Source organism: Paracoccus sp. KR1-242, assembly GCF_049446195.1.
Taxonomy (GTDB): Bacteria; Pseudomonadota; Alphaproteobacteria; order Rhodobacterales; family Rhodobacteraceae; genus Paracoccus; species Paracoccus broussonetiae.
Genome location: NZ_JBMSED010000001.1, coordinates 612,954 through 639,160, shown reverse-complemented (window position 1 = coordinate 639,160; position 26,207 = coordinate 612,954). Strand labels below are relative to the sequence as shown.

Here is a 26,207-nt window from a genome sequence, read left to right as displayed (position 1 = left end):
ATTCCGCCAAGCGAATGAGATAGGCATCACACGGGAAATGGCAACCCAAACCGGAACAACTCGGGAACATTTTCGCTCTTCGCAAACCTGTTGCCCGGCCCGTGGGCTTCTGCTAGCGTTTCGTTATGCACCGTCAGACACATCGAATCCGCGCGTTCCTCCCCGGCCTGCTCGCCCTGACCCTTGCGGGGGTCCCTTGGGCGGGCAGTGCCTGGGCGGCGGAACAGGCCGTGTTGAACGGGCCGGATGGCAAGGTCGTGAACCTGACCGCGACCATGCTTGCCGCCCTGCCCCCGACCGAGGCCACGACGGCCTATCGCAGTTCGAAGGGAATCGAAGCGGGCGTCTACAAGGGCGTATTGCTGTGGGATCTGCTGCAAGCCGAGGGCATTCTGGATCAGGACCACAAGACGGCGCTTCGCCATGTCCTGCTGGTGACGGCGGGCGACGGTCATCAGGTCGCCTTCTCGATCGGAGAGATTGCCCCCGATTTCGGCAACCGCCCGATCCTGCTGGCCTATGAGATGAATGGCGCGCCGATTCCCGACGGCTTGCGCATGGTGGTTCCGGGCGATCTGCGCGGTGCGCGTCACATCAAGGACATCACCACGCTGGACTGGCGCTGATCAGCCGCCGGTATGGCTCATGTGGCGGCTCATCTGCCCCGCGACCTGTTGACGCGAATAGTCGAAATCATGCCCCTTGGGCTTGCGCGTAATCGCGTCGCGGATCGCCGCGACAAGGGCGGCGTCGTCTTCGCTGGCGCGCAGCGGCGCGCGCAGGTCGGCGCGATCCTCCTGCCCCAGGCACATGAACAGCTCGCCGGTGCAGGTGACGCGGACGCGGTTGCAGCTTTCACAGAAATTATGCGTAAGCGGCGTGATGAAGCCGACTTTCTGCCCGGTTTCCTCGATCCGGACATAGCGCGCAGGACCACCGGTGCGCTCGGCCAGCGGAGTCAGGGTGAATCTGTCCTCCAGCTTCCGGCTCAAATCGGAAAGCGGCCAATATTGGCCCAACCGGTCGGTTTCCTCCATGTCGCCCATCGGCATGACCTCGATGAAGGTCAGGTCATGGTCGTTCCGCGCGCACCAGTCCAGCAAGGGGAAAAGCTCATCCTCGTTGAAACCCTTCAGGGCGACGGTGTTGATCTTGACGCGCAGCCCGGCGGCCGTCGCGGCCTCGATGCCCTCCATCACCTGCTGAAGCCGCCCCCACCGGGTGATGCGGCCGAAACGCTCGGCATCCAGTGTATCGAGCGAGACATTGACCCGCCGCACACCGCAGGCCGCAAGCTCATCGGCGAAACGCGCAAGCTGGCTGCCATTGGTGGTCAGTGTCAGCTCATCCAGCCCCCGCCCCAGATGGCGGGACATGGCGCGGAAGAACTCCATGACGCCGCGCCGGACCAAAGGCTCGCCGCCCGTGATGCGCAGCTTACGCACGCCCAGTCCGACAAAGGCTGAACACAGCCGATCCAGTTCCTCCAGCGTCAGAAGGTCACGCTTGGGCAGGAACTGCATGTGCTCGGTCATGCAATAGGTACAGCGGAAATCGCAGCGGTCCGTGACCGAGACCCGAAGATAGGTGATCGGTCGGGCAAAGGGGTCGATCAGGGGGGTATGCGCGTCCATGGCCACAAGATAGGCACGGGGTCGTATCGGCACAACCCGGCCGATCGGTTAACGGTGTTGCAACCAAGTTGATGGGTTGCGGTGGACAGGGCGGCGGTCGAAAGGCTAGCCTTTTTCGGGATTTCAACGACGATTGACGGGGGCCATCGACCATGACCAAGCCGTTCCTGCGCTTCTGCGGCATCCTGATGACCCTGGCCCTTGCGGCTTGCAACCAGGGGGACAGCGCCCGGCGCCCCGGTTCGGGCGGAACTGCGGCGGATGATATCGGTGTCACGACCGAATCCGCGGCCATCGCCGGGGCGACCGCGCCGCGCAGTTCGGGCAAGACGGTGGGCGTCTCAAGCATCGGCGTGGGCGGTGCGCAAAGCGTCGCGCAGCTCGACACCACCACCGGCGCGGAACAGGCCAGGGCCGCGGCCCCCGCAACGGCGGGCCGCAAGCTGGGCGTGACCATCGCGTCGCTGGGCGATCCTTCGGAATCGGGCTTCTGGATCAAGACACCGCTGGTGAAGACCGAAACCGGTGGCCGGATCGTGAACCCGGCCAATGGGAAATCGGCGAATGTGCGGTTGATCCCCCTGGGCGGTCCGGCCAGCGGCGGAAGCCAGGTCTCGCTTCCGGCGCTGCAGATGCTTGGCGTCAGCCTGACCGACCTGCCCGAGATTGAGGTTTACGAAGGCTGAGCCGGGTTTTCCCGCTTCTTGATCCAGCGCCCGGCCTCGCGCCGGGCAAAGGGCTTCAGGCGCGCGCCGTGGGCATCCAGCCATTCGGTGACGCGCTGCGGATCGTGCTTCGACAAGTCGCGCAGCCACCAGCCGATGGCTTTCTGGATAAACGGCTGGCGGTCGTCCGCCAGGCGCTCCAGCCAGCCAAGGACGCGCTCGCGCCGCGCCAGATCGGCGGGCTTGGGGTTGCGCAGGCGCGTCCAGGGCAAGGTGCCGACCAGCGCCGCGCGGCGCACCCAGAAGACGGGGTGATCCAGCCACGTTTCTACCTCGTCCAGGCGGTCGGGATCGGCCAGCAGCCGCCGCTCACCCGCCTTCATCGCGTGATCCGCGATCGCCCAGGCATCGAATTGCGGCACCCATGAGGCGATGAGCCGCCATACCTCGTCATCGGGGCGAATGCGGGCCTGCACCAGCAGCTTGGATGCGGCAACCCGCGCCTCGTGAATGTCGCTGTCCCACAGGGCGCTTGCCAGCGCGACCCGCCCGGCCACGTCCAGATCGGCCCGCCAGGTGCGCGCAAGTTCGTCGATTGTCGGCACCGCGACGCCAAGATAGACACGCGGCGCCTTGTGATAGGCCGCCATCTCGGCCGCCTTGGTTTCATCGCCCAATGCGCGCAATTCGGCAATCTGCTGCAGTTCCGTCATCGTTGCCTCCTTGGTGCCCGGTCGGAACCTGCCTGAAATTCCCTGCGACGGCAAATGTCAACGCCGGGCGCAACGTCGCGCCCGACCGAAGGCTCCCCAAGGCGCAGAAATCAGGCGCCTGTAACCCGCCAGATCACATCGCCGACATCGTCGGCCATCAGCAGCGACTTGCCGTCCGGCCCGACCGCCACCCCAACCGGGCGGCCATACGAGACCTTTTCATCTTCGGACAGGAATCCCGACAGGATGTCCCGCGACGGGCCGCAGGGCTTGCCGTCCGCGAAGGGCACGAAGATCAGCTTGTAGCCGCTGAGGATCGAACGATTCCACGAACCGTGCTGGCCGATCACCATACCGTCTGGGAATCCGGGCAGCGTGCCCGCAGGCATCCAGCACAGCCCCAGCGAGGCAGTGTGCCCGCCCAGCGCGTAATCCGGTTGCAGCGCGCTGGCCACCAGACGCGGGTCCTGCGCGACCCGGTCATCGACCGTCTTGCCCCAATAGCAATAGGGCCAGCCATAGAACCCGCCGTCGCGCACCGAAGTCAGGTAGTCGGGCGGCGTTTCGTCACCCAGCCCGTCGCGCTCGTTCACCACCGTCCACAGCGCGTCCGTCTGCGGCTCCCATGCCAGACCCACGGGATTGCGCAGGCCTCCGGCAAAGATCCGGGCCTTGCCGCTTTCCAAGTCCAGCTCCCAGATCGCGGCGCGGCCTTCTTCGGCCGCCATGCCCTCATCCCCGATATTGCTTTGCGAACCGACACCCGCATAGATCCGCTTGCCATCGCTCGACGCGATCAGGCTGCGGGTCCAGTGACCGCCGGGCTTGAACTCGACCAGCCGCTTGCCCGCACCCGTCAACCGCGCCGAGGCGTGGTCATAGGGAAAGGCAACGATCCCGTCGGTATTGCCCAGATAAAAGGTGTCGCCCACCAGCGCCATGCCAAAGGGCTGGTTCTGGTTCTCGACAAAGACCTCGCGATGCTCGGCCACGCCGTCGCCATCCTTGTCGCGCCACAGGGTCACGCGGTTCGCGCTGACACCGACCGCGCGCGCACGGCGCATGGTCGAGATCATCGCATGATCCATCAGCGAGCGCGGCTTGCGGTCCGCCTGCAATGCCTCGGCAACCAGCACGTCGCCATTCGGCAGAACCTCGATCCAGCGCGGGTGTTTCAGTTCCGTGGCGAAGGCATTGACCTTCAGCCCCGGTGCCGCGACTGGCGTCTGGCCCGGCGCCCAACCGCGCCCGGTCGGCATTTTCAGCGTCATGATGCCTTGCTGCTTCGCCACCGGAATCGCGGGGCTGGCGCCGAAGGCCGGCTTCTGCGGAGAATCCTTGCGCCGCAGCGCCACCATGATCGCGCCGACCGCAGCCGTCGCCTTTGCCATCAGATCCATCTCCGGCCCTCCGCTTGTTTGCGCCAAGCTAGCCATGCACGGCCAAGGGTCAAGGCCCCGGGGAAAACACCCGGGGGTAAATCCAAGCAAATTGATCAACTATTTGATTTGCATGTTCTTTCTTGACATGCCGCGGCGTCGTCCCTACCTCGGGTCCAGGAACGCGAGCCAGCGACGACGCCAGCCAGCCTTTTCCACCCCGCATCCCCGCCCGTCCCAGCCGCAAGCCAGGTCAAGCCAGGATCGCGCATGTGCCGATACCGGACCATCGGGCCCGGCATCGGCATTTCCAGTTCATTCCACCAGCTTCGCCAGGTTTGCCTGCACGCGCTCGGGCGCTTCCTGATACCCGATCAAGCCGGAATAGCGGCCATCCTTGTCGAACAGCAGGGTCATGGCCGAATGGTCCATGCTGTAATCACCGTTCTCGCCAGGAACCTTGCGGGCATAGACGCGGAACGCCTTGATCGCCTTGCCGACCTCTTCGGGCGAGCCGCTGACGCCGATCACGCCCGGCACCCACGAGACGTAGTCCTTGATCACTTCGGGCGTGTCGCGTTCGGGATCGACGGTGACGAAAAAGACCCGCAGGCTCTGCCCCTTCTTCGCAACCTCTTCCTGCCAGCCCGCGACCTCGCCCAGCGTGGTCGGGCAGACATCGGGGCAATGGGTGAAGCCGAAGAACACTGCCGAGGGCTGCCCCTTCAGGCTGTCCTGCGTAAACGTCGAGCCGTCGCTGGCAATCAGCTGATACTCGCCCCGGCCCATGTTGTCGGTGCCCGATTCGGACAGGACCTGCAGGCGTGGAGAGATCAGCTGGAACCATGCCAAGGCAAACGCCGCGACCGCGACCAGCACCCAAAGAACGATGCGCAGCGGACGCAGCGAGCGGGGATCAGTGCTGGCCATGACCATCCCCCTTGGCATTCATCGGGCCGACCGGAAGCTGAAGCTCGACCGTGCCAGCCTTTTCGAACGTCAGCGTCACGGGCACGCTGTCGCCTTCGGCCAAGGGCTGCTTCAGCTCCATCAGCATCAGATGGGTGCCACCGGGCTTCATCTCGACGCTGGCGCCTGCGGGCAAGGGCAGGCCATCCGTCAGGGGGCGCATCCGCATCACGTCACCATCCATCGTCATCTCGTGGATCTCGACCTTGCCAGCCAACGGAGAGGTGGCCGAGACCAGCCGATCGTCGGACTGACCCGCATTCGTCACCGTCAGGTAACCTCCCCCGACGGGGGCCTTCGGGGCCGTGGCCCGCGAATAGGGCTGGGTGATGGACAGATCGCCCAGTTGCACATCATGGCCCGCGGCGACCGGGACTGTTTCCGCTGCCGCCGCGTGATGGCCATGACCGCCGCCTTTGGCCTCTGTCACCATCAGCGCCGGGGCCGGATTCTTGGCCTCGTCCGATCCGGTGACGTCGATCCAAGCCTCGCGCGCGCTGCCGCATTCCTGGATCGTCGGGAAATAGATCGTGCTGCCGGCAACGAGTTCCGGACCGACAGTGCCGCGGAACACGAATTCGTCATACCATTCATCCGGCAACTCGCCGCCCGACCAGACGATTTCGCGCACGCCCTTGCGCATCTCGGTGCCGTGATTGTCGAAGGGCCGGGCATAATCCCCGGTCACGGTCTTCAGTTGCCAGCCGGGCTTGGGCATCGGCTTCGCGTCATAGAACCCGTCGGGGATCTTGACGCGCAGGGTCTTGGTCGGCTTGCCGTCGCAGCCGTGACCGATCTTGATGACGGCCTTGTAGGTCGAGCCGGCAGGCGCCTCGGTTTTTTCCAGCCCGGCATGGGCCAGAACGGGGGCCGAGGTCAAAAGCAGCGCGCCGCCAGCCAAAGCAGCAAGGATATGAGTCTTCATTTGGGCATCCATTCGATGAAAGAGATTTGGGATCATCAGACGGATGCGGGCGGCCCCCTTGCCACCGGCGGCAGCGGGGCCAGCGACACGGCCGGGCCGCGCGGTGTCCTGCCGGGATCGAACGGATGGACCAGCGCCACCGGCGCCGGTAGGGCAGCGGGCGCGGAATCGTGCAGCGCCTGCGCATGGGGTGCCCAATCACAGGCCCCATGCAGGGCAAGTTCTCGATGGCGATCCAGTTCCGAGACTGGAAAGACGGTGCCATCCGGCGCGACCGCCATGTCGACGGGCAGGTCGCTGCCGCACAGGATCATTGTGATCCGGCCATTCGCGTCGCTGGCCAGCATCGTATCGGCCTGCACCAGCGAGAAACAGGCAAAGGGCCACAGCAGCGCCAGCGCGACCGCACGCAGCACCGGCAGGCGCCACGCGTTGGTTCGTGCTATGCGGGTGCGGCCGTTCCTCATCCCTGTCCCTGCCCCTTGGATCGCCACCTGCTGCCAGAAAAACACCGCCATGGAAAGGTATACGATTGTCGCACCAACCGGTCCGCGCGCGGGATTATTCCCACCAGCGGTCGATGGCGGCGATATCGGCGTCCGACCATCCGAAATGATGGGCGAATTCGTGAACGACGATATGGGAGACCAGCGCCCCCAGACTCACATTCCCGCGGCTGGCCCATTCATCCAGGATGGCACGCCGGAAAAGCCAGACCGTGTCCGGGAAATGTTGCGGGTCGCTGGCCGATTTTTCGGTCATGGGCACGCCGTCATAGAGGCCCGTCAATTCCAACGGGTCGTCGATCTCCAGCTCGTCCAGGAACTCCTCGGATGCGAAATCCTGGATCCGCAGGACGACCTGGGCCGCGGGACCGGCGAATTCCGGGGGCAGGCCCGCGATCGCCTCTCGAGCCAGCTCCTCGATCACGGTGGCGTCGGGGGATTCGGCGTTCTTCCAGTCAAGCATCGGCTAACCTCGTCTTTGGTCCCGATATGGACAAAAACCACAGTTTGTGAAAGAGCGAAGCCGACAGGAGACCTCCGATGACAACCACCCGCTTCGCTCCCTCCCCCACCGGCCATATCCATGTCGGCAACCTCCGCACCGCGTTGATGAACTATCTGATCGCGCGCAAAAGCGGTGGGACCTTCATCCTTCGGCTGGACGATACCGACCGCGAAAGGTCGAAACAGGAATATGCAGACGGCATCCAGCGCGATCTGGAATGGCTCGGCCTGACCTGGGACCGGATCGAACGCCAGTCCGACCGTCTGGACCGATATGCCGAGGCCGCCGATGGCCTGCGCGCTGCAAACCGCCTTTACGAGGTCTTCGAGACCCCGACCGAGCTGGACCTGAAGCGTAAGAAGCAGCTGAACATGGGCAAGCCCCCGGTCTATGACCGCGCCGGGCTGAACCTTTCCGCTGACGAGATCGCGAAGCTGCGCGCCGAGGGCCGCGACGGTTACTGGCGCTTCCTGCTGGACCAGGAACGCATCGAATGGCCGGACGGCATCCTGGGCGACATCTCGATCGATGCGGCCTCGGTCTCGGACCCGGTGCTGATCCGCGCGGATGGCCAGGTGCTTTACACCTTTGCCAGTTCGGTCGATGACACCGACATGGGCGTCACCCATATCGTGCGCGGCGCGGACCACGTCACCAATACCGCGACCCAGATCCAGATCATCAAGTCGCTGGGGGGCACGCCCCCGGCCTTTGCGCATCACAGCCTGCTGACGGGCGCACAGGGCGAGGAACTGTCGAAGCGCCTTGGCGTGCTGGCGATCAAGGATCTGCGCGAGAACGGCGTTGCGCCCGAGGCGCTGCTGTCGCTGATGGCGCGTCTGGGTTCCTCGCAGCCGGTTGAGCTGCGCATGTCGCTGGACGAGCTGGCCGAAGGGTTCGAACTGTCGCAGTTCGGGGCCTCGCCCACCAAGTTCGACGCCGAAGACCTGTGGCCGCTGACCCGCGAAGCGAACCAGTCCCGCCCCTTCGCCGAGGTCAAGGACCGCATCGCGGCGCTTGGCGTTCCCGCCGACCAGGCCGAACGGTTCTGGCGCGTGGCGTCGCAGAACATCACCAAGCTCGACGATCTTGCCGGCTGGTGGGAGATCTTCTCGAAGGGTGCGGAACCGCAGATCGATCCCGAGGACGCCGATTTCATTGCGCAGGCGATGACCCTGCTGCCGCCGCCGCCCTATTCCGACACGACCTGGAGCGAGTTCACCACCGCGGTGAAGGAAGCGACCGGCCGCAAGGGCAAGGGGCTGTTCATGCCGCTGCGCAAGGCGCTGACTGGTCAGGCCCATGGCCCGGACATGTCGGACGTGATGCCGCTGCTGCAGGTCGTCCGCGCCCGCGCCTGACGCCGGGATGATGACTACAAGGAAAGGGGGCGGGCCGCTGGTTCGCCCCTTTTTCTTTGCCCACAGCCCCGCTGCTCACATCCTGATCGACCTATGAACAAGGGTCCTTTTTCGCGCGCTCCATGAAGCGATCGGATCATTTGACAACTATCCACAAGGAATTGCGCCGCGGCGAAAAAAGTGTCGCGAATGCCCTTGACGCTTCCCGCCACTCGCCGTAGTTAGCGCGCACTCCGTGGCGGAGTAGCTCAGCTGGTTAGAGCAGAGGAATCATAATCCTTGTGTCGGGGGTTCAAATCCCTCCTCCGCTACCATTTCCCCCTTCAGGGAAAACGCGAAACAGGCCGGTCCTTCGGGACCGGCCTGTTTCGCTTTTCTGCTGCAATGTTGGGAAGACGGAGTGCCCGCTGCGGTCTAGTCCCTGCCGTCCAGCCGCACGAAGTCAAGGACGCTGCCCTGTCCCGGCTGGACCTTCGACCAGTGGTCGACCTGAAAATCGACCACCAGCGTCGCCGAAGTCGGATAACGGCGGAAGTCGGGGTCAAGCGGCGCACGTGCCGGAAGCTGGGCCGCGAACTGGGCGATGCCGGGATTATGACCCAGCATCATCACCGTCGACGCCTGGGCCGAGCGCAGGATCGACAGCATCTCTTCCGGAGAGGCGTGATAAAGCCCGTGTTCGAAGCGCAGATTGGGCCGCACCTCAAGCGGCGCCACGGCCACCCGTTCCCACGTCTCGCGCGTCCGCGTCGAGGTCGAACACAAGACTTCCTCGGGCTCATAGCCGCGGCTTGCCAGCCAGTCCCCCAGGGCGCGTGCCGACCGCCGGCCCCGATCATTCAATGGCCGGTCATGGTCATCCTGCGCCGGATCGTCCCAAGACGACTTGGCATGACGGGTCAGGATCAACCGGCAGTATCCAAGCGGAGTCATGCATATGCCTTTGCGGCCAGAGATTGTGTGAGGCGAGCCTGCCACAGCTTTCGGCGGCCGGGCAAGCGCTCGTTTGGGAATACGGAAATTACAGTCCGCTGCCGCCCTGGCGCAACCCGCGCGGCTTCACCCGCGGCTCGGTCGAGCGGATCAGCGAACCCGCTCCATGCTCGGTGAAAAGCTCCAGCAGCGAGGCATTGGGCACGCGACCGTCCAGGATAACCACGGCGCGCACGCCCTCTTCGACCGCCTTCAGCGCCGTCTCGGTCTTGGGGATCATGCCGCCCGCGATGGTGCCGTCGGCGATCATCGCGCGGACCTGATCGGGATGCATCTGGGTCAGAACCTCGCCAGACGCGTCCTTGACGCCCGATACGTCGGTCAACAGCAGCAGCCGGTCGGCCTTCAGGGCACCGGCGATCGCGCCCGCAGCGGTGTCGCCGTTGACGTTGAAGGTCTCGTTATCCTCCATCCCGGTCGCCACAGGGGCGATGACGGGGATCAGCCCGGCATTGTAGAGGTCGCGGATGATCTGGACGTTCATTTCGACCGGCCGACCGACGAAGCCCAGTTCGGGATCGTCCGCCTCGCAGACCATCAGATCGTCGTCCTTGCCCGAGATGCCGACGGCGCGGCCCCCGGCGTCGTTGATCGCCTGCACGATGCGCTTGTTCACAAGGCCCGACAGCACCATCTCGACCACCTCGACAGTCTCGCGGGTGGTGACGCGCTTGCCGCGGACGAAGCGGCTTTCAATGCCCAGCTTGCCCAGAAGCTCGTTGATCATCGGGCCGCCGCCATGGACCACGACCGGATGGATGCCAACCTGACGCATCAGGACGATGTCGCGGGCGAATTCGGCCATGGCCTCGTCATCGCCCATGGCATTGCCACCGAATTTCACCACGACGACCGCGCCGGAATAGCGCTGCATATAGGGCAGCGCCTCCGAAAGGGTGCGTGCGGTGGCGATCCAGTCACGGTTCATGTTTTGCTTTCTCATCAGGAGCCCCTGTTCTCGGTCCCGGACCCTAGGACCACATCCCCCCAAGGTCCAGACCCGAGCCTGGCGCTCACGTCTTAGTCAAGCCCGGCGATGATCGCGCGAAGCGTGGCAATCCCCTGCCCCTTGTCCGAACTGGTCACGATCAACTCGGGATAGGCGGCGGGGTGTTTCTGCAGCGCTTCCTCGACCTGGGCGATGGTCGCGTCCATCGCCTGGGCACCGATCTTGTCGGCCTTGGTCAACACGACCTGGAACGGCACGGCCGCGCGGTCCAGAAGCTTCATGATCTCGTGATCGACGTCCTTGACGCCGTGGCGCGAGTCGATCAGCGCAAAGGCGCGGCGCAGGGTCGGACGGCCCGACAGATATTTCTTCAGAAGCGCCTGCCATTTGGCGACGACCGCGACGGGGGCCTTGGCGAAGCCATAGCCCGGAAGGTCGACCAGATAGGATTTCTCGCCCAGGGTGAAATAGTTCACCTCTTGCGTGCGGCCCGGCGTATTCGAGGCGCGGGCAAGCCCGTTCCTGCCGGTCAGCGCATTGATGAGGCTGGATTTGCCCACGTTCGAACGGCCCGCAAAGCAGACCTCGGGGCGATCGGCGGGCGGCAGCCCGTCCATCGCGACGACGCCCTTGAGGAAGTCGACCGGCCCGGCAAACAGCTTGCGCGCGGCCTCGGCCACTTCGGGATCGGGTTCGGGGGCGACGGGAAAGGAAACCTTCATGCGCGGATCTCGTCGTTGAGGGCGATCTGGCCGCCCGTGACCACCTCGGCATAGACGCCGAAATTCTGATGACCGAACTGCCCGGCAAGCGCCGCGGGCATGTCGCAATCAGGATGGCCGGTTTCGGTATTGGCGCTGGTCGCGGCGCAGCGGCCGATGGCTTCGGTCACGCGCAACTCGACATCGCCGATGGTCAGGATACGGCCGATCATGTCCTGCTCGGCAAAGGGCTCCCACCCGTCGACCCACAGATTCGCCCGCCAGCGTTCCACCCCCAGCGGCTGGCCCATCCGGGATTCCAGATCGCGCAGGCTGGACAGCGACAGGATCGACAGCCAGGGCTGGTTCACGTCGGTCCAACCGGTCGGGCCGCGCACCAGCCGCGTGGGCGCGGGTTTGTCCTCCGGCCAAAGCGGACGCAACCACTCGATCAGCCGCGCGCCTTCGGATTCGGGATCGAAGCTAAGCTCGGTCCGGTCGGGATGGGTCAGGCGGATCGGTCCTTCGGGCGCACCCTGCCCCCAGCCCCCCGAAACGGCTTGCAGCGTGGCCGAGGCCACGCCGCGCAGGAAGCAGGATTTGGGCAGCCAGCGTTCGGGCTGCGGGCCTTCGCCCGCGTGCCTTTCCCCGGATTCGGTCAGCACCGCCCAGACCCGGTCCCCCGGCAGCCGCCGCGCCGCGGAAAGCGACGCGCCGGTCAGGTCCTCGCCCCCGATCGACTTGATCGGATAGCGACGGATCCGGGCGATGTGGCCTGTCATTTGCCGCCTTTCGGCTTGTCACCGGCCTTCTTGGACCGCGACGGCAGACTCGACCTGATATTGCCGAACAGGTCGGGCCGGTGGCCGTGCATCGACATGATCGTGTACTGCTGCACGATCGTGATCGTGTTGTTGGTGATCCAGTACAGCACCAGACCCGAGGCGAAGCCGCCCAGCATGAACATGAAGATCCAGGGCATCCAGGCGAAGATCATCTTCTGCGCCGGGTCGGCGGGGGCCGGGTTCAGCTTCTGCTGCATCCACATCGAGATCCCCAGAAGGATCGCAAGGATCGGCAGGGTGAAGCTGTGCAGGAAGCTGCCGGCACCGGGCGTGGCCCAAGGCATCAGCCCGAACAGGTTCCACAGGCTGGTCGGATCGGGCGCGGACAGGTCATGGATCCAGCCGATCCAGGACGAGTGGCGCAGTTCGATCGTGACGAAGATCACCTTGTAGAGCGAGAAGAAGATCGGGATCTGCAGCAGCACCGGAAGGCAGCCCGCGGCGGGGTTCACCTTCTCGCGCTTGTAAAGCTCCATGACCTCTTTCTGGTACTTCATCCGGTCGTCGCCGGTACGCTCTTTGATCGCCTCCATCTGGGGCTGCAGTTCCTTCATCTTCGCCATCGAGATGTAGGATTTGCGCGCCAGCGGGAAGACCAGCAGCTTCAGGATGAAGGTCAAGCCGATGATCGACCAGCCCATGTTGCCGATGAAGCCGTGCAGCCAGTGCAGCAGGCGGAAGATCGGCTTGGTCAGGAAATAGAACCAGCCCCAGTCGATCGAGTCGACGAAACGGTCGATGCCGGGGTTCTCCTGGTAGCCCTTGATGGTTTCCCAGACCTTCGCCCCAGCGAACAGGTAGCTCGACGAGGTGCCGGTCGCGCCGGGGGCGACGGTCTGCACCGCCATCCGCGTCTCGGCCTGGTAGATGTCGACGCCGGGGGCGTATTTCACGACGGCGGTAAAGGGCGTGCCGGGCGCGGGCGCCAGCGTCGTCATCCAGTACTTGTCGGTAAAGCCGATCCAGCCGTTCTCGGCGACGTCGATCCGCTGCGACGGGCCTTCGCCCTCGGCAGAATCAAGCTTCGCCATGTCCTTGTATTTCTTTTCCAGCAGCTTGCCGTCGGTCATGCCGACCGCGCCTTCGTGCAGAACATAATAGTTCTGGGTGTCCGGGCGGCCATGACGGGCCAAGATGCCATAGGGCGCAGCGGCAAAGGGGGCGCTGCCGGTATTCTCCAGCGACTGGGTGACGGTGAACAGGAACTTGTCGTCCAGCGCATAGGTGCGGCGGAAGATCTGGCCCGCGCCGTTGTCCCAGCGCAGCGTGACCGGCTTGCCCGGCGACAGGGTGTCGCCCGATTCGATCTGCCAGACAGTGGCCGGGCCCGGCACCAGCGCGGGATCGGTCCCGGCGGCGGGCATCCAGCCATAGACGGCGTAATAGGGCTTCTGCTGGACCGGAGCCACGGCCCCGCCCGGCGCGAGCGGCGTGCCCTCGGGCTGGGCCTTTGCGCCCGTGGTCGGCGACAGCAGCCGGACATAGGGCGAGTTCGGGTCCAGCGTCTCGTGATAGCCGGTCAGCTCCAGGTCGTCGATGCGACCGCCAGCCAGCGAGATCGTCCCTTTCAGCGAGGGCGATTCGATCGGCAGGCGCGCAGCCTGGGCCGAGGGATCGGTCGAGGCGCCATTCGCGCCGGCAAGCGCCGGGCTGCCCGCGACCTGCCCGGCAGCGCCGGGTGCCGCTGCGCCGGGGGCCTGACCCTCGGCAACCTGGGTTTGCGCGGTTTCAGGCGCCGGTGGTGGCGGTTCGGGGGCGAAGAAGACCGACCAGACGAGAATGACGAGGGCCGAAAGCACCATCGCCAGGATGAGATTGCGGTTGTTGTCTTCCATTCCGGTTCAGCCCTTCGTCGTCCACGACCCCAACGGGTTCGGGCCGCTTCAACAGAAGCGACCGCCAAAGGTCAAGGGAATTTGGCCGAATCCCCGCTTTCCACCACGTCCCGCGCGATTATGTCTTGTGCAGGGCGCTGACCAAGGGGGCGGGTTCACGGGATCGGGACGCGACGTTCCTGCTTCAGCCGATACGCAACAGGTGCGCGGGCAAGGGCGCGCGCTCACGCTGCCCCAGCAGGATGTCGTCAATCGCGGGTGCCGCCATCACCGGCAGGACGCCCATCCCCTGCACCGCCCCGAACCCGATCTGGGTCAGAAACGAGCGCTCCTCGACCGAGACGACGCCATCGGCCAGACTGTCCAGCCCCAGATGTTCGGCCAGCGCCAGCAAGGCCAGGATCATGCGCTGCTGCGCACCATCGCGGTCACATCCGGCAACGAACAAGCGCCCGATGCGAACCCGGTGGATGGGCAGGCTGCGCAGGACCGAGGGACCGGCACTGCCCGTCCCGAACTCTCCTATCGCGATGCGGCATCCCGCACGGGCCAGGATACGCACCCCTTCCAGCACATGGCCCCGTGCAGCCTGGTCATCCCCGGTTTCGGCAAACTCGACCTCGATCCGCGCGGGCTCGACACATTTGCGGTCCAGTTCCCAGACGAGTTCCTGCATCAGAAAGGCATCGGCAAGCGCGCGGTCGGGCAGCGCCAGGGTCAACACGTCAGGCCCGACACCCAACCGGTCCCACCGGCGCAGCGCGACAAGCGCCAGCCTGAGCCCGGCCATGATGCAATCGCTAAGCGCTTCGTCTGTCAGGATCGGCGCGACCTCTGCCAGCCCATGCACACGCCCGTCCACCTGCCGGAACTGCGGCAGGAGCCGCAACCCGCTCACGCGGCCGGTATCGCAGCAAAGCTGCGGCTCAAACTGCAGATCGATCTGGTCGGGCCCGAACCGGGGCGGGTTCGCGGGATCACTCGTCCCCTTGCGCCGTCCAGGACGGAAAAGCGCCCCAAGCTGCGCCAGTGCCCTTGCCGCGTAACCCATGCCGCCCCCGAATCGTCGATCACGGGAAAAGCCTAGGCCGGGCGAACTTCCCGTTCGGTTAACGTTCCCGCAGAACGGGAATATCCGTCGGGGATTTATCCTTAAAATCCGACATACCCGGGATCAGCGAGGTGAAGTCGAACAGCTTTGGATCCGGCAGGTGCGAAGGGCGCACATTCATCAGCGCGCGGAACATGACCTGCCGCCGGCCGGGGCTGCGGCTTTCCCATTCGTCCAGCAACTTCTTGACCTGCATCCGCTGCAGGCCCTCCTGGCTGCCGCACAGGTCGCAGGGAATGACGGGATAGTTCATCGCGCGCGAGAACCGCTCGCAATCCGCCTCGGCGATGAAGGCCAGCGGACGCAGCACGTTCAGGTCACCTTCTTCGTTCAGCAGCTTCGGCGGCATCGTCGCCAGCCTGCCGCCGTGGAACAGGTTCATGAAGAAGGTTTCCAGGATGTCGTCGCGGTGATGGCCCAGGACGATCGCCTGGCAGCCCTCTTCACGCGCGATCCGATACAGGTTCCCGCGGCGCAGGCGGGAACACAGCGCGCAATAGGTCCGCCCCTCGGGCACCTTTTCCTTCACGATGGAATAGGTGTCCTGGTATTCGATACGGTGTGCCACCTGACGGTCAGTCAGGAATTCGGGCAGCACCGTCGCCGGAAAGCCGGGCTGGCCCTGATCAAGATTGCAGGCCAGCAACTCGACGGGCAGCAGGCCGCGCCATTTCAGCTCATGCAGGACCGCCAGCAGCGTATAGCTGTCCTTGCCACCCGACAGGCAGACCAGCCAGCGGTCGCCGGGACGCACCATGTCATAGGTTTCGATCGCGGCGCGGGTTTCGCGCACAAGACGCTTCCTCAGCTTGCGAAACTCGGTCGAGGAAGGCGCGCCCCGGAACAGCGGGTGGATGTCTTCCAGAGTATCGTCCTGGGCGTCGAGTTCGTCCCGCATCGGTCAGATCCTGATCTTGGCGCTGTCGCGCCGGTTCATATCACGAGTGACGCCCGGCGTCAGTCCTGCGCTTCGCTGCCCGGCACCGGGTCATAGCCCTGCCCGCCCCATGGGTGGCAGCGTCCGATCCGGCGCAATGTCAGCCAGCTGCCCCTGATCGCGCCGTGCCGTTCCAGCGCCTCAAGCGCATAGGCCGAGCAGGTCGGCTGAAAACGGCAGCCATGACCGACCCACGGACTGGCCACCAGCCGATAGGCGCGGACCGGCAAGGCAACGATGCGGGCCAAGGGGGTCATTTCCGGTCCCGACCCTGCAAATGGACGCGCGTCAGGGCCTCTTCCAGTTCACGCAGAAGGTCGGCGAAGTCGCGCTCGATCGTGGCGCCCGGACGCCCCACCAGCACATAATCCCAGCCCGGACGCGCACGCCCCGGCAGGATTTCATGTGCCAAGGCCCGCAGCCGGCGCTTGGCCCGGTTGCGGAACACGGCATTGCCAATCTTCTTCGAGCAGGTGAAGCCGATGCGAACCACGTCCTGCGGTTCGCCCTCCCCGCGCTGGCGGGCCTGCAGCAGAAAGCCCGGCGCGCCCTGACGGCGGGCCGAGGCGGCGCGCAGGAAATCCGCCCGCTTGCGCAGGATCTCCGGCTTCGGGGGTTTCACATCCCCGGAAATGCCGGAAGCCGCCCTGTCCGGTTGCCCCGTCGGGGCGTTCCGGTCAGCGGCGGCGTCTTCGGCTGCTCGCTCCATCCGTTCGCTCACGCCTTGCGGCGCGAAGCTTACGCGCTGAGCGACTTGCGGCCCTTGGCGCGGCGCGCGTTCAGGACGCGGCGGCCGCCCTTGGTCGCCATGCGCGCGCGGAAGCCGTGACGGCGGGCGCGAACCAGGTTCGACGGCTGGTAGGTGCGTTTCGACATCTTGTAACTCCGGGTCAGGGCGTGTCAGGGTATGGGCAATCGGCCCACGCAAGACGCGCCGGTCTATTCGAGGCCCGGTGCATAGTCGGAGCCCGAGCCCGAGTCAACCACAATGCCGACAATTCGTCGCAGGGTGCTGTCGCCGGGAACCAGCACCCGGTCACGCATGTTTGAACACAGGCGATGCAACCTTGTGCTGCGTCGCGAACGCCGCGGACGAGGGTGGAATATAAAAGGTTAACATGTCCCTGAATACCCTTTCCGGGCGATTCGCACTTCTGACGGGGATCTTCGTGGTTCTGGCTGAACTGCTGATCCTTTTGCCGGCACTTGCGAACTATCGCCTGGATTTTCTGGAATCGCGCCTTGAGCGGGCGCAGATCGCCAGTCTTGCGCTTCTGGCGACGGATGAGTCGCTTGCCTCGGACCTGGAATCCGAGCTGCTTGAGAATGCGGGCGTGTTCAACGTGGTGCTGCGGCGCAACGACGTGCGCCAACTCGTGCTGTCCTCGCCCATCCCCGGCCCCATCGCCGCCACCTATGACCTGCGCGAACAACCCTTCTGGACCTCAGCGCGGGACGCGATGGCGCAGCTTGCCGATCGCCAGAAGCGGGTGATCCGGGTGATCGGAGCGCCGGTGAACCAGGCCGGACAACTGATCGAAATCACGATGGATACGCAGCTTCTGCGCCGCGAGATGATCGATTACGGGTTGCGCCTGCTGCTGATCTCGGCCGCGTTCTCGATCCTGACGGCCTTGCTGCTGAACGTCGCGGCGCAGCGGATGCTGCTGGTCCCGATCCGGCGCGTCATCAACCACATGACCGCCTATGCCAACGCGCCCGAGGATGCGCGCTCGATCATCACGCCCACCGCGCGGTTGGCCGAGCTGAACGAGGCCGAGACCGCTCTGGCCGCCATGCAACGAACCGTGACCTCGGCCCTGAAGCAGAAAGAGCGGCTGGCCCAGCTTGGCCAGGCCGTCGCAAGGATCAGCCACGACCTGCGCAATATCCTGACCACCTCGCAGATCTTCGCGGACCGGCTTGAGACAAGCGCGGACCCGGCCGTGCGCCGCGCCGCCCCGAAGCTTGTGAACTCGATCAGCCGCGCGGTGAACCTGTGCGAAACGACGCTGGCCTTCGGCAAGGCCGAGGAACCGGCGCCATCCTTGTCCCGGTTCAACCTGGCCAACCTTGTCGCCGAGGTGACCGAGGCCGAGGCGCTCGCCGCCGACCGAATCGACGGCGCCGAGCCGATCGAGTTCCTGACCGACGTGCCGGCCGGACTGGTGATCCGCGCCGACCGCGACCAGTTGTTCCGCGTCCTGTCGAACCTTGTGCGCAACGCCCGGCAGGCGATCGAAGCGACGCGCCGCCCCGGCACCATCGAGATCGGCGCGGGCGAGGACGAAGCGGAATGGTTCATCCGAGTCGGCGATACCGGCCCCGGTCTGCCGCAGAAGGCACGCGATCACCTGTTCCAGCCTTTTTCGGGCGGATCCCGCAAGGGCGGCACGGGGCTTGGCCTTGCCATCGCCGCCGACCTCGTCAGGAATCACGGAGGCCGTCTGGAGCTGCTGCGCAGTGACGAAGATGGCAGCCAGTTCTGCCTGAAGCTGCCGCGCGAGCTGGCGGGGGTGTCGATCATACCCGGAGAATTGGTCGAATGAGCTTGTGGAAAAGTTTTTCACACCAAATTTCCAGAAACTGCATTTTCGCCCTTGCACCCCCCCGCCACTGTCTCTAGATAACCGCCTCACAGCGGACCCGTAGCTCAGCTGGATAGAGCACCAGACTACGAATCTGGGGGTCGGGCGTTCGAATCGCTCCGGGTCCGCCATTAGACTAAACCGGCAAAAACGCCGAGCCTTGCACAGCAAGGCTCGGCGTTTTGCTGTTTGGCTTCAAGCAGTTCCGGCAGATCGACAAAACCGTCCGGGGGCGTCCGCGCCTCGGGGTGGATTTGACTGGAGGTCAGCAGAAATGCGCACAGAACCCTTCAGCGGGGCCTGGAAGGGCCACTGAGGCCTTTGCCGTTGGGGGGCAGCCTATTGCCGGGCCAGCCAGTCAGTGACGCAGTGGCGCAGGTTCGTCTCGCCCTGTTCGCGCGCGTCGTCGATCACCTGCCTCAATTCGCCCAGATCCACGCGGCGGATCAGGTGCTTTACGGGACCGATCGAGGCCGGGCGCATCGACAATCTGCGGAATCCCAGCGCGGCAAAGGTCACTGCCTCGATCGGGCGGCCGGCATCCTCTCCACAGAACGACACCGGGACACGCGCATCGTTGCAGCGCTGGAGAATCTGCTCGAGCAGGCTGATGAAGGTAATGTTGAGCGAATCATAGCGGCGGCGGACACGCTCATTCTCGCGATCGGCCGCAAAGAAGAACTGCTTCAGGTCGTTGCCACCGACCGAGATGAAATCGCACATCTCGAAGAATTTCTTCGGCGCGAAGGCCAGAGACGGGGTTTCCAGCATCGCGCCGACGCGAACATCGGTTGGCATGGCATGTCCAAGTCGCTGTTCGCGGGCGATCTGCTCCATCAGCAGGCGATGGGCTTCCTCGAACTCGCCCATCTCGGTGATGAATGGGAACATGACATGCAGCGGCCGCCCCGCAGAGGCGCGTATGAGGGCCTGCAGCTGCATCCGCAGCACGCCCCGCTTGTCCAGCCCGACGCGGATCGCACGCCAGCCCATGGCCGGATTCGGCTCATCCTGCGGCTTCATATAGGGCAGGACCTTGTCCGAGCCGATGTCCAGCGTCCTGAACATCACCGGCTTGCCCTGCGCGTTGTCCAAGACCTTGGTGTAAAGCGAGGCAAGCTCGCCCCGGCGCGGAACGCGGGTCCGGGCCAGGAACTGAAGCTCGGTGCGGAACAGCCCCACACCCTCGGCACCCGAACTTTCCAGGCTGGGCAGGTCGGCCATCAGGCCAGCATTCATGTAAAGCTGGATCGTCGTCCCGCAGCGCGCGGTCGCGGGCAGATCGCGCAGACCGGCATAGCGCTGCTGCGCCTCGGCCTGCATCGCCATCTTGTCGCGGAAGGCATTGGCGACGGTTTCCTCGGGGCGCAGGTGAACGACGCCCATGTCGCCATCCACCAGGATCTGATCACCGTTCAGCGCCTCGGTCGTGATGCGTTCGGCATGGATGACAAGCGGAATCGACAGCGCGCGGGCGACGATGGCGGCATGGCTGCCAACCGATCCCTCCTCAAGCACGACGCCACGCAGCTTGCGGCCATAATCCAGAAGCTCGGCAGGTCCGATATTGCGCGCAACGAGAATCGGGTTCTCGGGCATCTCGGCGCCGGTGTCCTTGCCCTGCCCCGTCAGGATGCGCAGCAGGCGGTTGGAGAGGTCGTCCAGATCATGCAGGCGGTCGCGCAGATAGGGATCGGCAGCGCTTTCCAATCGCGCACGAGCCTGGCTCTGCTCTTTCTCGACCGCCGCTTCGGCCGACAGGCCAAGATCGATGGCCTCCTCCATCCGGCGCAGCCAGCTGCGCGAATTGGCAAACATGCGATAAGTTTCAAGAACCTCGGCGCTGTCGCCCGATCCCATCTGATTTCCGGCCAGCAACGAATCCACGGTGGTCCGCAGCATGGCGACGCCTTCGCCCAACCGCGCCCTTTCCTTTTGCGGATCCTCTCCGACCGGATTGGTCACGACCACGCGCGGCTCGTGCAGCCAGACGCGCCCTTCGGCCGCACCCTCTTGTCCGGTGGTGCCGCGGAACAGGACCGGGAAACGATGGCGCAGGGGCATGCTGTCGGACTGGCTGCCCAGAAAGGCGCCAAGCTCGGCCATCTCGGCCAGAACCATCGCGACGACTTCCAGGCCATAGACCTCGTCCTCGCTGAACAGGCGGGCGTCACGGGACTGCACGACCAGCACGCCGACCTTTTCGCCCACGCGCTGGATCGGAACGCCAAGGAAGCTGGAATAGACCTCTTCGCCGGTCTCGGGCATATAACGGAAACCGGGTTCCGAAGGCGCGTCGGCAGTGTTCAGCGGGCGGCCATAGCGGGCAACGCGGCCGACCAGCCCCTCTCCCAGGCGCAGGCGGGTCTGGTGAACGGATGCCGCCTTCAGACCCTCGGTCGAGCAAAGCTCAAGCGTTTCGGAATCGCGGAACAGATAGATCGAGCAGACCTGCGTCCCCATCGAATCCGCGATGTGATGGGTGATCCTGTCAAGGCGGTCCTGGCCATCGCCCGGAGCCGCCAAAATCTCGCGCAACCGCAGCAGCAGCTTGCGCGAGTCGCTGTCCTTGCGTTCGGGCACGGATCCTCCGATCACGGCCCGAAGCTCACTCAGGCCTGTTCCAGTTCGAAGGCATCATGCAGCGCCTGAACCGCGAGTTCCATATATTTGCGGTCGATCAACACCGAAATCTTGATCTCGCTGGTGGAGATCACCTTGATGTTGATGTTCTCGTCGGCAAGCGCCTTGAACATGCGCGCGGCGACCCCGGCATGGCTGCGCATCCCGATGCCCACGACCGAAACCTTGGCGACCTCGGTATCGACGACCAGGTCGTCATAGGCGATGTGGCCGGCGGCCTTGGCATCCTCCATCGCCTTGCGGGCGCGGGCGACCTGGTTCACCGGGCAGGAAAAGGTCATGTCGGTCACCGCGCCGGGGTGATCCTCGTAATCCTTTTCCGAGATGTTCTGGACGATCATGTCCACGTTCACACCCAGTTCTGCCAGCGGTGCGAAGATCGCGGCAGAAATGCCCGGCTTGTCCTCGACCGTGACCAGGGTGATCTTGGCCTCCTCTCGGGAAGAGGCGACGCCGCTGACGACTTTCGATTCCATGATTTCATCCTCATCGCAGATCAGAGTGCCGCTGGTTTCGTCCGTATCCTCAAAGGACGACAGCACCCGCAGGCGGACCTTGTAGCGCATCGCCAGCTCGACCGAGCGGGTCTGAAGGACCTTGGCGCCCAGGCTGGCCAGTTCCAGCATTTCCTCGAAAGCGATCCTCTCAAGCTTACGCGCCTTCGAGGCGATGCGCGGATCGGTGGTATAGACCCCGTCCACGTCGGTATAGATATCGCAACGCTCGGCCCCGAAGGCGGCCGCAAAGGCCACGGCGGTCGTGTCCGAACCGCCCCGGCCCAGCGTGGTGATGCGTCCCTCGGGCGAGATGCCCTGGAAGCCCGCGACCACGGCAACCTTCATGCCCTCGGCGAATTTCGTGTCGATGTTCTTGCGCGGAATGTCCACGAAACGCGCCGAAGAATGCTGCGACGTCGTGTTGATCGGCACCTGCCAGCCCTGCCAGGAGCGTGCGGGCACGTCCATTTCCTGCAAGGTCAGTGACATGAGCCCCGCCGTCACATTCTCGCCCGAGGCGACAACGGCGTCGTATTCGCGCGCATCGAACAGCGGAGAGGTCGCCTCGACCCAGCCGACTAGCTCATTCGTCTTGCCGGACATGGCACTGACGATGACGATGACGTCATAGCCGCGTTCAACCTCGCGCTTGACCTTCATCGCGGCATTCTTGATGCGGTTCAGGTCGGCCACCGAAGTGCCGCCGAATTTCATTACCAGAAGCGGCATTCCATGCCCCCAGCAGCCACAGGATTTCAGGGGCGCGTTCTAGGGGGCGCGCCGGGAAAGGGCAAGGGCGGAAAGGACTTGTCCGCGGATTTGGCCAAGCTTTACCGCGGCGCGAAGAATGGCGTCCGCTGGCGGACGGGGCCGCAACGCTACGCAGCCATCCGTCGCGCCGGGGATGCAGCGCCCAGACACGACCGGGCGCCGCATGTCACCGATCCCCTGCCCCATGCGGCGGGCACGGGCTGGCGGCCGCGATCAGACCGCCACGGCCTTCCTTTCATAAAGGCTCTCGCCACTTGCGTCGTGCTGGCGCAGGGCCTTCTTGTTTTCGTGCCGCTTCAAAACCCGTCGCGCAGGCGTGGGCACAAAACCGGGCATCGCGATTTCAGGGAAGATCAACGCAAGCTCGCGGCACTGCTCTGCCCCCAGCGCCTTCAGCGCCATGGGACCGGCCAGCATGGTTTCCGTCAGCGCCCCATTCGCCCAGACAAGCTCGTGCTGGTCCAGGATGAAGTGGAAATACTCGACCTCGGAAGCCGCTTCCGCCGCGATGCCGCGGTGCCCGATCAGCATCTTGGCGGAAACCAGCACTTCGTCTTCGCCGAACAACCCTTCGATGACCGAGGAGGCAAGCGCGATTCGATGCTGCGGCGATACCAGCAGATCCTGCTGAGGATAGCCCTTGCCCAAGGCACCCGCAGGGATGCGGATCGGGCGAAGTTCGGGGCGCAGATCCAGGGATCCCCCGTCGATCTTGCGTGAGGCGATCCAGCGGATCGGCTGCGGCCCGTGATCCAGCGTCTCGACAAGGTCGCCAACCTGCAGATCCTCGACCTTGCGCGGTCCCGTGGGCGTCGCGATCAGTGTCCCGCGGGTAAAGCAGACGATGGTGGCGTCCATGATAAGCTGGTTGTCGTCACCGGTCGTATCGTCGACCACCGGCCGGATCTCGCCCTCGGTAAAGGGCTGGCCGTCGGTCGCGAAATACATGTTCCCGCCCGTGGTGCCCAACGGCGTGCCCGGATTATCCGGATCATAGGGGTAGGTGTAGACGTTCAAGCTTTGGTTGATCTTGGCCATGTGCGCGCCGCTCTGGCCATCACGCGTCATGGGCGAGTTGTTGTTCGGATCAACAACCTGATATTCCGGCGTCCCATCGCCATCCACGTCGATATACATGGCCGTCGGCTGGGTACCGCTGGGCACCCAGTATTCAGGGTTGCCGTCTCCGGTAACGTCCGAGTATTCCAGATCTTCGTCCGGAATCTCCAGGATGAATTCTGCATTCGATGTATCCGTGATCCCCTGGCTGGCCAGAAAATCGTTGATGGGAAGGGAGGAGACCTCCAACCCACCGCCGACGTTGTTGCCCGTCGCAATCGTGTCGGTATCGAATGTTAAGGTTGCCATCGCACACTCCTCTCGATTCACTCCTGCGTGAGATGCTAGTGAGCGCCTGACCAGCCGTAAACGAAAACATGCCAGCCATCGCGGCAGTCCGCCGATCGTGATTGGGTGGAATATGCTGAAACCGTTTGCAGGTGCCCAGTCCGAATGCCATCCGTGAGCGCCTGTGACGGCACGGTCGGCTAGTGTGGCAATCAGGGTAAAATCTGGTCGGGGCGAGAGGATTCGAACCTCCGGCCTACGGTACCCAAAACCGTCGCGCTACCAGGCTGCGCTACGCCCCGGACCACGGGTTGTCTAACCGCTCGTCTTGGCGGGGGGAAGGGGAAAACGAACCGGATTCAGTTGCAGTGGGCGATTGCGTCGGCAGATGGGACGCGGGGATGGGCCAATACCATGCCCGGCCGCAGTCCCAGACGCGCGGCCTCTCCTCCGGCGACCTCAAGGACCATAAGCCTATCCGGTGCGGGGTCACCGATTGCAGCGCCCGAGATCGAGGTCTCGTCCAGCGGGCGGGCCATGGGGTGGACATGACGCACTTCGCCCCTCTGGTCGATGAAGATCATGTCCAGAGGAATCAGCGTATTGCGCATCCAGAAGTTGACGGGCTGGGGATGCTCATAGACGAACAGCATCCCATGCCCTTGTGGCAGGCTCTTGCGGAACATCAGTCCCTGCGCCCGCTCGTCGGGGTCGTCAGCGATTTCGACCGAAACCTGGACCGGGGAATCACCCCCCAGAAAAACGGCCTTGTCTTCGGCACAGTCAAGCGAGGCGGCGAAACCTGCACTCGTGGATGTCGTGAAGATCAGAACAACAGCTGCGGCCTGCCATTTCATACCGCGCCCGCAACCAGCCGCAGTTTAGCGAGCGCGGCCGCCCCCCCCGGTTGTGTACCACGCGCCTCTGTCACTGCTCTTTCCCAGGAGAGGATCTGCGCGGCCATCAACCCACGGCGGCCATCAACGACACGAATGGCGATCGCTTCACCCACGGCCAGATCGGAAAAGCCCGAATGACGCAGCACCTCGACATGCAGGAAGACATCGGCCTTCTGCTCGAAGATATTTGCAAATCCGAACCCTTTGGCCTTGTCGAACCACTTCACGCGGGCCGGCAGCAGGGGAAGGCGAGCGACCTCTTCGGGCGTGGCCGAGCAAAGATCGGCTATGGCGGGCATCGGTTCGCTTGCGGGGGCGTCGATCGCGAGGATCTCGACAGCCTGAATGCCGCGCGGGGTCTTCTGCACCATGGCGCGGACATGCGCGCCTTCCGCCACCGAGCTCTGGCCAAAATTGCGCAGGACGTTGGCATGAAGCAGAATATCGGCGCCGCCATCGGGATCGGTCAAAAATCCGAAGCCCTTGCTGCCGTCGAACCATTTCACGACCCCGGCGACTTCCCGCTGCTGATCGTCGTTATCAGTCATTTCGCTTACTTATCCCCAAGTGACAAGCCGGCCAATGGCTAAACCGTTCCGCCTTCATGCCTTGACAACGCAGGGATGAACTGGACGGACCGGCTCAGTAATCAGTCAGGTTTTCCATACCATGGATAAAACGATCTTCCGCATCAAGGGCTAAGACGCCGGACGCTCCACAAAGTTTCCCCCGCTGACGCAGATCCGCCGACCATGTTGCTGCCTTCCTTGGCAGAATTGCGCCTGCGCCACTGAAAGCGGTCGTGAAGGCGGAACGCGCCGTCGGCCCAGAACTCGATCTGGACAGGCCGAATCCGGTAGCCGCCCCAATGATCCGGACGCCGCGGGCGCAACCCAAGATTGATCCCCTGCTTTGCGACCTCGGCCATCAGCGCGGCCCGGCTTTCCAGCGGACGGCTTTGATGCGAGGCCCAGGCACCGATCCGCGACTGCAAGGCGCGCGAGGCATAATAGGCATCAGCAACCTCGGATTCGACGCGCGAGACATGGCCCCGCACCCGGATCTGCCGGCGCAGCGACTTCCAGTGCATGACGAAGGCGGCGACGCCCGTCTCGTCGATCTGAAGGCCCTTGGCACTTTCGAAATTGGTGTAGAAGACGAAGGCGCCATCGGCACCCTGCCCCTCGATATCCTTCAGCAGCACCATGCGGACATCGGGCAGGCCATCTCCGTCCACGGTGGCCAAAGCGATGGCGTTGGGGTCGTTCGGTTCGGTTCGCACAGCCTCCTCGAGCCATGCTCGCGCGATGTCGAAGGGGTCGTCCCCCGCGAAGATTCCGGTCCTGTCCGTCATGGCGTTGCGATTGCCGACACTTGATGCCCCCTTGCAGTTGTCCTAATCCTGCCAAAATCGAAGAAGCGCGAGGGGCAGCA

General features: G+C 64.5%; 28 protein-coding genes and 3 tRNA genes. 7 read left to right on the top strand and 24 right to left on the bottom strand.

Annotated elements, in window-relative coordinates:
* Positions 1 to 125 precede the first annotated feature (125 nt).
* Positions 126 to 626, top strand: a complete 501-nt coding sequence (locus tag ACO2Q4_RS03155; protein WP_423317215.1) for a molybdopterin-dependent oxidoreductase — start codon at positions 126 to 128, stop codon at positions 624 to 626.
* Here ACO2Q4_RS03155 and moaA read toward each other — a convergent pair whose 3' ends face one another.
* Positions 627 to 1,634, bottom strand: a complete 1,008-nt coding sequence (gene moaA, locus ACO2Q4_RS03150) for a GTP 3',8-cyclase MoaA (protein WP_311760087.1) — start codon at positions 1,632 to 1,634, stop codon at positions 627 to 629. It abuts the gene before it with no gap.
* A 152-nt stretch (positions 1,635 to 1,786) separates the two neighbouring features.
* Here moaA and ACO2Q4_RS03145 point away from each other — a divergent pair, with 152 nt between their 5' ends.
* Positions 1,787 to 2,320: a hypothetical protein gene (locus ACO2Q4_RS03145; RefSeq protein WP_395135032.1), complete on the top strand. Its 534-nt coding sequence runs from the start codon at positions 1,787 to 1,789 to the stop codon at positions 2,318 to 2,320.
* Here the strand turns inward: ACO2Q4_RS03145 and ACO2Q4_RS03140 are convergent.
* The 6 genes from ACO2Q4_RS03140 to ACO2Q4_RS03115 all read right to left on the bottom strand — a co-directional run bounded on the left by ACO2Q4_RS03140 (position 2,308) and on the right by ACO2Q4_RS03115 (position 7,254).
* Complete coding sequence (locus ACO2Q4_RS03140; RefSeq protein ID WP_423317212.1) at positions 2,308 to 3,012, bottom strand: DNA alkylation repair protein; 705 nt, start codon at positions 3,010 to 3,012, stop codon at positions 2,308 to 2,310. The genes ACO2Q4_RS03145 and ACO2Q4_RS03140 overlap by 13 nt on opposite strands.
* A gap of 110 nt (positions 3,013 to 3,122) precedes the next feature.
* Positions 3,123 to 4,412: a PQQ-dependent sugar dehydrogenase gene (locus ACO2Q4_RS03135; protein WP_423317211.1), complete on the bottom strand. Its 1,290-nt coding sequence runs from the start codon at positions 4,410 to 4,412 to the stop codon at positions 3,123 to 3,125.
* Between the two features lie 294 nt (positions 4,413 to 4,706).
* On the bottom strand, positions 4,707 to 5,321 hold the full coding sequence (locus tag ACO2Q4_RS03130) for an SCO family protein (RefSeq protein ID WP_311760091.1): 615 nt from the start codon (positions 5,319 to 5,321) through the stop codon (positions 4,707 to 4,709).
* Positions 5,308 to 6,285, bottom strand: coding sequence for a copper chaperone PCu(A)C (locus ACO2Q4_RS03125; protein WP_423317209.1), 978 nt, complete (start codon positions 6,283 to 6,285; stop codon positions 5,308 to 5,310). Before ACO2Q4_RS03125 ends, ACO2Q4_RS03130 begins: the two co-directional genes overlap by 14 nt.
* Before the next feature lie 35 nt (positions 6,286 to 6,320).
* Positions 6,321 to 6,752 carry a hypothetical protein gene (locus ACO2Q4_RS03120; protein ID WP_395135029.1) on the bottom strand — a complete coding sequence of 144 codons (432 nt, stop codon included), beginning with the start codon at positions 6,750 to 6,752 and terminating at the stop codon, positions 6,321 to 6,323.
* A 94-nt stretch (positions 6,753 to 6,846) separates the two neighbouring features.
* Positions 6,847 to 7,254 (bottom strand): metallopeptidase family protein, encoded by a 408-nt coding sequence (locus ACO2Q4_RS03115; RefSeq protein WP_311760094.1) that lies wholly within the window; start codon positions 7,252 to 7,254, stop codon positions 6,847 to 6,849.
* Positions 7,255 to 7,331: 77 nt separating this feature from the next.
* Here ACO2Q4_RS03115 and gltX point away from each other — a divergent pair, with 77 nt between their 5' ends.
* Positions 7,332 to 8,657, top strand: a complete 1,326-nt coding sequence (gene gltX, locus ACO2Q4_RS03110; protein ID WP_423317207.1) for a glutamate--tRNA ligase — start codon at positions 7,332 to 7,334, stop codon at positions 8,655 to 8,657.
* Positions 8,658 to 8,894: 237 nt separating this feature from the next.
* A tRNA-Met gene (locus ACO2Q4_RS03105) sits at positions 8,895 to 8,971 on the top strand.
* A gap of 100 nt (positions 8,972 to 9,071) precedes the next feature.
* Here the strand turns inward: ACO2Q4_RS03105 and ACO2Q4_RS03100 are convergent.
* The 10 genes from ACO2Q4_RS03100 to rpmH all read right to left on the bottom strand — a co-directional run bounded on the left by ACO2Q4_RS03100 (position 9,072) and on the right by rpmH (position 16,904).
* On the bottom strand, positions 9,072 to 9,590 hold the full coding sequence (locus ACO2Q4_RS03100) for a SixA phosphatase family protein (RefSeq protein ID WP_311760096.1): 519 nt from the start codon (positions 9,588 to 9,590) through the stop codon (positions 9,072 to 9,074).
* A gap of 88 nt (positions 9,591 to 9,678) precedes the next feature.
* Positions 9,679 to 10,578, bottom strand: a complete 900-nt coding sequence (argB, locus tag ACO2Q4_RS03095; RefSeq protein WP_311760169.1) for an acetylglutamate kinase — start codon at positions 10,576 to 10,578, stop codon at positions 9,679 to 9,681.
* Positions 10,579 to 10,670: 92 nt separating this feature from the next.
* A complete protein-coding gene (gene yihA / locus ACO2Q4_RS03090) occupies positions 10,671 to 11,321 on the bottom strand; it encodes a ribosome biogenesis GTP-binding protein YihA/YsxC (protein WP_311760097.1) in 651 nt (216 codons plus the stop codon).
* Positions 11,318 to 12,082 carry an MOSC domain-containing protein gene (locus tag ACO2Q4_RS03085; RefSeq protein ID WP_423317204.1) on the bottom strand — a complete coding sequence of 255 codons (765 nt, stop codon included), beginning with the start codon at positions 12,080 to 12,082 and terminating at the stop codon, positions 11,318 to 11,320. Before ACO2Q4_RS03085 ends, yihA begins: the two co-directional genes overlap by 4 nt.
* Positions 12,079 to 13,980 carry a membrane protein insertase YidC gene (gene yidC / locus ACO2Q4_RS03080; RefSeq protein WP_395135026.1) on the bottom strand — a complete coding sequence of 634 codons (1,902 nt, stop codon included), beginning with the start codon at positions 13,978 to 13,980 and terminating at the stop codon, positions 12,079 to 12,081. Before yidC ends, ACO2Q4_RS03085 begins: the two co-directional genes overlap by 4 nt.
* Positions 13,981 to 14,164: 184 nt before the next feature.
* Positions 14,165 to 15,031: an EAL domain-containing protein gene (locus ACO2Q4_RS03075; RefSeq protein WP_423317202.1), complete on the bottom strand. Its 867-nt coding sequence runs from the start codon at positions 15,029 to 15,031 to the stop codon at positions 14,165 to 14,167.
* A gap of 58 nt (positions 15,032 to 15,089) precedes the next feature.
* Positions 15,090 to 15,989, bottom strand: a complete 900-nt coding sequence (ttcA, locus tag ACO2Q4_RS03070) for a tRNA 2-thiocytidine(32) synthetase TtcA (RefSeq protein ID WP_423317200.1) — start codon at positions 15,987 to 15,989, stop codon at positions 15,090 to 15,092.
* 59 nt (positions 15,990 to 16,048) lie between these two features.
* A complete protein-coding gene (gene yidD, locus ACO2Q4_RS03065; protein WP_311760102.1) occupies positions 16,049 to 16,285 on the bottom strand; it encodes a membrane protein insertion efficiency factor YidD in 237 nt (78 codons plus the stop codon).
* Entirely contained in the window at positions 16,282 to 16,737 is a 456-nt protein-coding gene (gene rnpA, locus ACO2Q4_RS03060; RefSeq protein ID WP_423317198.1) for a ribonuclease P protein component, read from the bottom strand. The genes yidD and rnpA overlap by 4 nt, the downstream gene beginning before the upstream one ends.
* 29 nt (positions 16,738 to 16,766) lie before the next feature.
* Positions 16,767 to 16,904, bottom strand: coding sequence for a 50S ribosomal protein L34 (rpmH, locus tag ACO2Q4_RS03055; RefSeq protein ID WP_017998233.1), 138 nt, complete (start codon positions 16,902 to 16,904; stop codon positions 16,767 to 16,769).
* A gap of 242 nt (positions 16,905 to 17,146) precedes the next feature.
* On the opposite strand from rpmH, the gene ACO2Q4_RS03050 reads away from it, so the two are divergent.
* Both ACO2Q4_RS03050 and ACO2Q4_RS03045 read left to right on the top strand, forming a co-directional pair.
* Positions 17,147 to 18,577: a sensor histidine kinase gene (locus tag ACO2Q4_RS03050; RefSeq protein ID WP_311760104.1), complete on the top strand. Its 1,431-nt coding sequence runs from the start codon at positions 17,147 to 17,149 to the stop codon at positions 18,575 to 18,577.
* 93 nt (positions 18,578 to 18,670) lie between these two features.
* Positions 18,671 to 18,747, top strand: a tRNA-Arg gene (locus ACO2Q4_RS03045).
* Positions 18,748 to 18,955: 208 nt separating this feature from the next.
* On the opposite strand, the gene ptsP is transcribed toward ACO2Q4_RS03045, so the two are convergent.
* From ptsP to ACO2Q4_RS03015, 6 genes are all read right to left on the bottom strand, one after another.
* Positions 18,956 to 21,199, bottom strand: coding sequence for a phosphoenolpyruvate--protein phosphotransferase (gene ptsP, locus ACO2Q4_RS03040; protein WP_423317195.1), 2,244 nt, complete (start codon positions 21,197 to 21,199; stop codon positions 18,956 to 18,958).
* Between the two features lie 29 nt (positions 21,200 to 21,228).
* Positions 21,229 to 22,485, bottom strand: coding sequence for an aspartate kinase (locus ACO2Q4_RS03035; RefSeq protein ID WP_311760106.1), 1,257 nt, complete (start codon positions 22,483 to 22,485; stop codon positions 21,229 to 21,231).
* A 255-nt stretch (positions 22,486 to 22,740) separates the two neighbouring features.
* Positions 22,741 to 23,895, bottom strand: coding sequence for a Hint domain-containing protein (locus tag ACO2Q4_RS03030; protein ID WP_423317193.1), 1,155 nt, complete (start codon positions 23,893 to 23,895; stop codon positions 22,741 to 22,743).
* 204 nt (positions 23,896 to 24,099) lie between these two features.
* A tRNA-Pro gene (locus ACO2Q4_RS03025) sits at positions 24,100 to 24,176 on the bottom strand.
* 57 nt (positions 24,177 to 24,233) lie between these two features.
* Positions 24,234 to 24,731 carry a DUF192 domain-containing protein gene (locus ACO2Q4_RS03020; RefSeq protein WP_423317191.1) on the bottom strand — a complete coding sequence of 166 codons (498 nt, stop codon included), beginning with the start codon at positions 24,729 to 24,731 and terminating at the stop codon, positions 24,234 to 24,236.
* Positions 24,728 to 25,243 carry a cold-shock protein gene (locus tag ACO2Q4_RS03015; protein ID WP_423317189.1) on the bottom strand — a complete coding sequence of 172 codons (516 nt, stop codon included), beginning with the start codon at positions 25,241 to 25,243 and terminating at the stop codon, positions 24,728 to 24,730. The genes ACO2Q4_RS03020 and ACO2Q4_RS03015 overlap by 4 nt, the downstream gene beginning before the upstream one ends.
* Here ACO2Q4_RS03015 and ACO2Q4_RS03010 point away from each other — a divergent pair.
* A complete protein-coding gene (locus tag ACO2Q4_RS03010) occupies positions 25,205 to 25,363 on the top strand; it encodes a hypothetical protein (RefSeq protein WP_423317187.1) in 159 nt (52 codons plus the stop codon). The two genes, ACO2Q4_RS03015 and ACO2Q4_RS03010, sit on opposite strands and share 39 nt — an antisense overlap.
* Before the next feature lie 101 nt (positions 25,364 to 25,464).
* On the opposite strand, the gene pdxH is transcribed toward ACO2Q4_RS03010, so the two are convergent.
* On the bottom strand, positions 25,465 to 26,127 hold the full coding sequence (gene pdxH, locus ACO2Q4_RS03005; protein WP_311760110.1) for a pyridoxamine 5'-phosphate oxidase: 663 nt from the start codon (positions 26,125 to 26,127) through the stop codon (positions 25,465 to 25,467).
* Positions 26,128 to 26,207: the final 80 nt, after the last annotated feature.